This window comes from Actinophytocola sp., from assembly GCF_036002505.1.
Classification (GTDB): Bacteria; Actinomycetota; Actinomycetes; order Mycobacteriales; family Pseudonocardiaceae; genus DASYTH01.
Window position 1 is genome coordinate 1 of record NZ_DASYTH010000454.1, and the last position, 6,132, is coordinate 6,132.

The 6,132-nt window shown below is 67.7% G+C and carries 8 protein-coding genes and 1 pseudogene; 8 read left to right on the forward strand and 1 reads right to left on the reverse strand.

The features are described from left to right. Window positions 1-136: 136 nt before the first annotated feature. The 7 genes from VGR06_RS39990 to VGR06_RS40020 all read left to right on the forward strand — a co-directional run bounded on the left by VGR06_RS39990 (window position 137) and on the right by VGR06_RS40020 (window position 4,195). Window positions 137-565 (forward strand): STAS domain-containing protein, encoded by a 429-nt coding sequence (locus VGR06_RS39990; RefSeq protein ID WP_327564456.1) that lies wholly within the window; start codon window positions 137-139, stop codon window positions 563-565. 689 nt (window positions 566-1,254) lie between these two features. After that, the gene (locus VGR06_RS39995) at window positions 1,255-1,449 is read left to right on the forward strand and encodes a CsbD family protein (RefSeq protein WP_327564457.1); all 195 of its coding nucleotides are present in this window, start codon (window positions 1,255-1,257) and stop codon (window positions 1,447-1,449) included. A 195-nt stretch (window positions 1,450-1,644) separates the two neighbouring features. After that, the gene (trhA, locus tag VGR06_RS40000; protein ID WP_327564458.1) at window positions 1,645-2,328 is read left to right on the forward strand and encodes a PAQR family membrane homeostasis protein TrhA; all 684 of its coding nucleotides are present in this window, start codon (window positions 1,645-1,647) and stop codon (window positions 2,326-2,328) included. Window positions 2,329-2,875: 547 nt separating this feature from the next. Beyond that, complete coding sequence (locus VGR06_RS40005; RefSeq protein WP_327564459.1) at window positions 2,876-3,109, forward strand: hypothetical protein; 234 nt, start codon at window positions 2,876-2,878, stop codon at window positions 3,107-3,109. 25 nt (window positions 3,110-3,134) lie between these two features. Continuing rightward, a complete protein-coding gene (locus VGR06_RS40010) occupies window positions 3,135-3,362 on the forward strand; it encodes a hypothetical protein (RefSeq protein WP_327564460.1) in 228 nt (75 codons plus the stop codon). Between the two features lie 36 nt (window positions 3,363-3,398). Continuing rightward, window positions 3,399-3,608: a hypothetical protein gene (locus tag VGR06_RS40015; protein ID WP_327564461.1), complete on the forward strand. Its 210-nt coding sequence runs from the start codon at window positions 3,399-3,401 to the stop codon at window positions 3,606-3,608. A gap of 224 nt (window positions 3,609-3,832) precedes the next feature. Continuing rightward, the gene (locus VGR06_RS40020) at window positions 3,833-4,195 is read left to right on the forward strand and encodes a hypothetical protein (protein WP_327564462.1); all 363 of its coding nucleotides are present in this window, start codon (window positions 3,833-3,835) and stop codon (window positions 4,193-4,195) included. A gap of 145 nt (window positions 4,196-4,340) precedes the next feature. On the opposite strand, the pseudogene VGR06_RS40025 reads toward VGR06_RS40020, so the two are convergent. Then, window positions 4,341-5,228, reverse strand: a pseudogene (locus tag VGR06_RS40025) (hypothetical protein). Between the two features lie 279 nt (window positions 5,229-5,507). On the opposite strand from VGR06_RS40025, the gene VGR06_RS40030 reads away from it, so the two are divergent. Continuing rightward, the coding region (locus tag VGR06_RS40030; protein WP_327564463.1) for a transposase family protein at window positions 5,508-6,132 on the forward strand (625 nt) is incomplete at its 3' end.

The window sequence follows — 6,132 nt, forward strand, 5'->3', positions numbered from 1 at the left end:
GTGCGCAGCTTGTCGAGCCTGCAACGCCCACGCGGTCGTTGCCTCCCCGGCCCGGGTCCAGCCCCCGCCCGCCCACCAAGCAATCCCTGGCAACAGTTGGGTCGGAGGAAACACCATGTCCAATACACTTTTGCCCATGACCGCGGTGACGCAGCTCCACATCGACACGAGCTACCCGTCGCCGAACACGGCCCGGGCCGCCGTAGCCGGAGAGGTTGATCTGGCCACCGCCCCGGTGCTAACTGACCGGTTGCTCGGCCTGTTGGATGGGCGGGCCCCCGCCGTACTCGAAGTCGACCTCGCCGGGTGCACCTTCTTGGACTGCACCGGAATCGGCGCTCTCGTCGGCGTGCGCAACGCCGCCGTCCAAACCGGATGCCAGATGCGGGTTATCCATCCCCAACCCGTCGTCCGCCGGGTGCTGGACCTGACCGGGCTGCTCGATGTCCTCACCGCCCCGATCGACCAGCCGCAGCCCCTGCCGACACGATCCGAGTACCCGGCCCGGATTGGACCTGCCTCTGCGACCGTCACCACCTCGCTCGACATATTGGTTGCCGCCTGACGCAAGCCCCAACGTCACCGCTCTGATCACGGTCGCCCACGGTCGCACGCCTGGGCGGCGGATTCGGCCGCCTCGCCGGCCGGCGATGTCGCGGCGCCGGCGTGCCCGCCGACGCAACGGGGCCTGTCTGGATGGGCGCGCTCAACATCGGCGCCAGCACGGGGCGCCCACGGGTGCGAGCCCAGCCGGGCGCTGCGGTGACAATCCGTGTCACCACACGTCGCCAAAGCCGGTCGGGCACGCGGCGAGGCCGTGGACCGGCGGAGCCGGTATCGGGCCCGCCCGTTGCCGCTAGCGCCGCTGCGCGCGCATCAAGTTCTGCGCCTGTCCTGAAACGGCGTAATGTCGATCACGCGATCGGCGTTCACGCCGAGCCTCTCCGTCAACTTTCGCGCTGGCAACTCCCCGCCGCCCGGACCCCGCGGTCACGACCAGCGACTCCCGGCGCTCCAGCAGTTGCGCCGTCCGTGCCGGCACTCGCGCGGCGGCACCTCATCGGCGGGTACCACGACACCCGTGGCGAAACCTGCCACCCACGTACAGCAAGCCGAACCGATCGTCCACCACCTGCCTCACCCGCACTCACCCAGGATCTTTGACGCGCGCCGCGATGCGGGTGACCCGACCACGCTCGGACCGCCGCGGCCTACGCGGAATCCGAACCCCGCCACCCGAGGAGGACGCACGCCATGACCAGGAACGCCAGGATCAAGAGCATTGTTCGAGGCGTCAAGTACAGGGCCCGGGAGGCCGAGGGAAGGGCAAAGCAGACCGCCGGCAAGGCCACCGGCAACGACAGACTTCGCCGCAAGGGCAAGGCCGAGGAACTCAAGAGCCGACTCAACCAGTTCGCGAAGAAGATCAAGGACGCCATCAGGCGCTAACCCGGACGGGAGATCCGCGCAGGGTTCGTGATCCGTGGCCGGCTGCCGGGCCAGCCCGGCGTCGTGGGCCGCAGCGGCCGGCCGACGTCGTGGAGCCGGCGAAGGGCCTGGACCCAGGACCGCACCAGCGGTGGTCGCGCACCACGGAGGGCGTTTCGGGTCGAGCGTTACGATCCGAGTACGCGAGGTGGTGCCGTGTCGACGGAGAGGTCGCCGACCGCGGTCTGCTACGACGCCGCCCGCGGAGTCGGTTACCCCAGACCGCGGCTCCGCGGTGTGCTTCACCAGGTGTCGTTTGCGGTCTCCCTGGTGGCCGGACCGCTGCTCCTGACCGCCGCGCACGGCGCAACCGTCAAGATCGCTGCCGGCGTCTACGCGGCCGGCGTCACCGGCATGTTCGCCGCCAGCGCCCTCTACCACCGGATCAGTTGGCAGGATGCGGCGCGCCGGCGGATGCAGAGACTCGACCACGCCATGATCTTCGTACTGATCGCCGGCACATACACCCCTGTGCTGCTGCTTCGCATGCCCACGCCATTCGACGTGGTCGGGTTGTGTGCCGTCTGGGGTCTGGCCCTGGCCGGCCTTGTCGGGCACATGTGCTGGCTCAACGCCCCCGAGCGGCTCATCGGAGGCATCTACCTGGGCCTGGGCTGGCTCGCCGTGCCCGCCTTCCCCGTGCTGGTGCACCACATCGCCCCGGCCGGGCTGGGCCTCATCGTCGCCGGCGGGGTGCTCTACACCTTAGGCGCCATCGGCTATCACCGCCGCTGGCCCAACCCCGCGCCGGACGTCTTCGGCTTCCACGAGGTTTTCCACACCTTTGTCTGCGCTGCCGTCGCCTGCCATTATCTCGCGATCGCGATCTTCGTCCTCTGACGGGCGGCCATGTCCACGGACGGCTCCGCCACAGTCCGCCTCTGGTATATCGGAATTGCCGTGATCGTTGTCGGCGCCGTCCTGTTTATTCTGGGTTCGATGAGACGCCGGATCGGTGGTCGGCGCCACTGCTGGTGAGGCGCTGATCGCTCATGCCGTTCGGTAAGGGGGCGGTGGACGACTCAGCTGAGGGCTTGTTGCGTCATGGGTTGCGGTGAGTGTCAAGGCAACGCCATCCTCGACCTCGTGGCCACGTCGCCGTTCCATCCGGCAACGCCCGCCTCGGGCGTCGCCGTCGTCAAGACCGCGGCGCTCGTGGCCGTCAGGCGGTGGTCGCCGATGCCGCCCACCACCGTTGCTGATCAACGCGCCCGGGATCCGCGGATCAGATGATCGCGGCCGTCGTGACCACCGCCCAGTTTCGCTCCGTTGCCGCATGACGGGCTGCTCGAGGTACGGACGGCTGGCAGGCTTGACCGCTGCACTCCGCGCTTGATCGCGACAACACGCATTGAACGGTCGATGCAGCGACCCCTAGATTGAGTCCATGGCTGACCGCGAGCAGCGCCGAGGAGCGGGCACCCGCGATCTCACCGCCAAAATCGACCTGTATCTGGACGCCGAGGAAACCACGCCGGATCTCCTTCGGGACTGCCTCTGGCGCGTCCTGGACACGACCAAGGATCTAATGCGGACCCAGCGCCGCGCTTCTGTTCTTCTATTCTCCATCGCGCTGGCGTTCGAGAGGCAGCAAGAGGGCAGGGGAGGACGGGAGCGATGAACTCCCTGTTAGGAGGGAATCCCGCATGACCCCCGACGAGCACGCCGCCCGGGCTGAGGAACTCCTCAACCTCGCCGAGGACACGTATGCGAGTGTCACGCCGCTCATCGACTCCCACGGGATCGACGACGAACGGCTGAGTAGCACTCTGGCGGAGATCAGCGTCATGGCTCAGATCGCCCACGTCCACGCCACCCTGTCGCTCCGCGGATCCACCTACCGGCCGGCCCCGGATGTGCCCCTGCCGAGTTGAAGTGAGACGTGAACTGGTGGCTGAGATGATTCCTCGGTGTATCCGCTGTTCGCGGCCGATCTGTACATGGGCAGGCTGCGATACGGGCGGATCATCTACTGGTCGAGCGAGAACCCTCACCTCCTGTTCGACAAGGCGGACGGCACGGTCGATCGGATCGAGGAGGTTTACCTCGATGAACGGGAGACGCGCTGCTGGATCGCAGGCAGTGTCGCCGACCTCAACGCCAAGATGGGGCAGAAATGACCAAGGTCCTCCCGGGGCTGATCGTGTACGCCCTCCCACCGACCCAGTACCTCATCCTCGAGGTACTGGCGGCCCCGACAACTTCCTCGTCTGGGACCCGACCAGCCGGGGCACCGCCCACCGTCCAGGCGATCAACGGTGCTAGGGAGTCGCGGGAAAATATTGTGCTGCCGACACCGGCCGCTCTGCCAGTCTGAGCATCTACGCCGCACAGAGGAGAACCGATGGCTGACGACGAAGGACTCGACCTGCAAGACGCCGCCAGCGAGATCGGCGACGCATCCAGCGACCACGACATGCGGCACCTGGCCACGCTGACCCCGGACGAACGGGCCATCCAGAACAAAGTCCGCTGGGCGCTGTACCGGCACGTGGACGCCATCTGGGACGCGCCACACCTGCGCTCGAAGGGCATCCACCCGAACGATGCCGGCGGCTACGAAGGGGTGGCAGCGTTGCGGGATCTGCTCGACACGCTCATCGCCAACGCCGAGAACGCCCAGCACGAGGCCGGGGGACGACGTAGATGGCGTGTCCGTGAAGATGATCGTCGAGCGCGACGACGACAAATAACGGGGTGGCACTAGTCAGACACCTCGATGACCTCTGGGTCATTGGATCTAGGAATCCACGTCGCTCGGTCCTCGGGCGAGATCTGCGTATTGAGCGGGTACGTCAGCACCTTTTGCCAATGAGGCTGTGCCGGCCAACGGGGCGGCTCAACCCTCACTTCTACCGTTGCGTCGTACGGGCCGTTAGCCAGGAGTGTCGTCGGCCTATCCCACTGGAACTCGACGAACTTCTCGACTGCCTTCCTGTGTCGTCGCTCACGGAATTACGTGAGCGGCAGACCGCTACAGCTGGGGAATTCCGTGAGCGCCGACACTTCCTGCCATCGATGGGGAACGGTGCAGCGTAAGCGCGGATGTTGCCTTCGATGTCGGACAGCCATCGGGCGGCTCGGATCGGGAAGCGCTGCCGCAGCGTCTCGAGGTCCGCCGCTGCCAGCTCGGCGATCGTGGGCAGACCCAGCTCGTCGAGCTTCTTGACCGTCTTCGGCCCGACGCCCCACAGGTCGCCGACCGGGCGCTGGCCCGTCACCGGCATCCAGGTCTCGTCGGTCAGCGTGGCGACGCCGGCCGGGTCCGTCTTGGCGAACCGCGTGGCGATCTTCGCCTGGTGCTTGTTGCGGCCAACGCCGATCGCGCAGCTCAGCCCGACCCGATCGTGGACCGCCGCCTTGAGGTCGGTGGCCAGCGCTGCGGGTCGTCGATGTCGCCGCCGACGAACGCCTCGTCCTGCCCCTGGACCTCAACCAGCACCGGGAACGCCCGCAGCGTTGCCATGACCCGGGCCGAGACTTGCTGATAGGCGGGCATGTCGGCCGGGCAGGAACACCGCGTCCGGGCATTTGCGGGCGGCCAGCCGCATCGGCATCCCGGAGTGCACGCCGAGCTCCCGGGCCTGCAGGGAGGCGGTGGCCACCACGGTCCGGGCCTAGGTGGGATCGCCGGAGCCGCCTACCATTACCCGTTTACCGCGCAGCTCGGGGCGGGATAGTACCTCGACGGACGCGAAGAACTGGTCGAGGTCGATGTGCAGCACCCAGGTGTCGGCCACCCGTCCAGTATCGTCCGCCGGTCAGCCTTCCCTGCGCTCCCGGGTCCCGTTCGTCAGGCTCGCGGGGACGCCGGTGCGCGTTCTTTCCGGTGGGATTCGCAATGGGGTCTCCGCGAGGGCCATTCAGAAGTCGATCGACGTCGGCAGTATCACGGTGAGTGATCTTGGGCGGTAGCTGTGACCGCTCGCGGGTGTCCTGATTGGACACGGCGGCTGGCATCCGATAGATCAACTTTGTGTGGAAGATGATCGAGGGCCAGCCGCCGCGGGCCTGAGCGTATGACAGGGCTGTCCGCGGGACAACTCGCCGAGCTGGTGGACCGGGTCCGCGAAATCGTGGGCCCCTGGGAGCGGCCGGCGGTGGGCCGCCCGCACGTGTTACCGCTGCCCGCGGCGGTGGTGGCGGTGCTGTTCGGGTTACGGCACAACCTGGCCGATGACGTGGTCGGCGAGGTGTTCGGCTGTTCGCAGGCCACGATCACCCGCTACCACCAGGTGCTGCACCCGATCCTGCGGTGGGCGACCCGCCCGGAGGTCGACAAGCAGTACGAACGCGCCCAGGCTGGCGGTGTGCTCGTGGACGGGTTCGTCGCCCCGGTCGGCGAACGCGACGGCTACCACAGCCTGTTCTCCGGCAAGAAACACCTGTGCGGGCAGAACGTGCAGGTCGTGGCCGACTTGGACGGGCGGGTCGCCGATGTGGGTGACCCGGTACCCGGGGCCCGTCACGACGCGGCCGCGTTCTTCATCCCCGGCATCGCGCAACGCTGGGCCGCCCACTACGCACCCGGCGGCCCCGGGATGATCGGTGACGGCGGCTACCAAGGCACCGGCCCGATCACCCCGCACAAGAAGCCACCCGGCGGTGAACTCACCGCCAAGCAGAAGTCCTACAACTACTCGA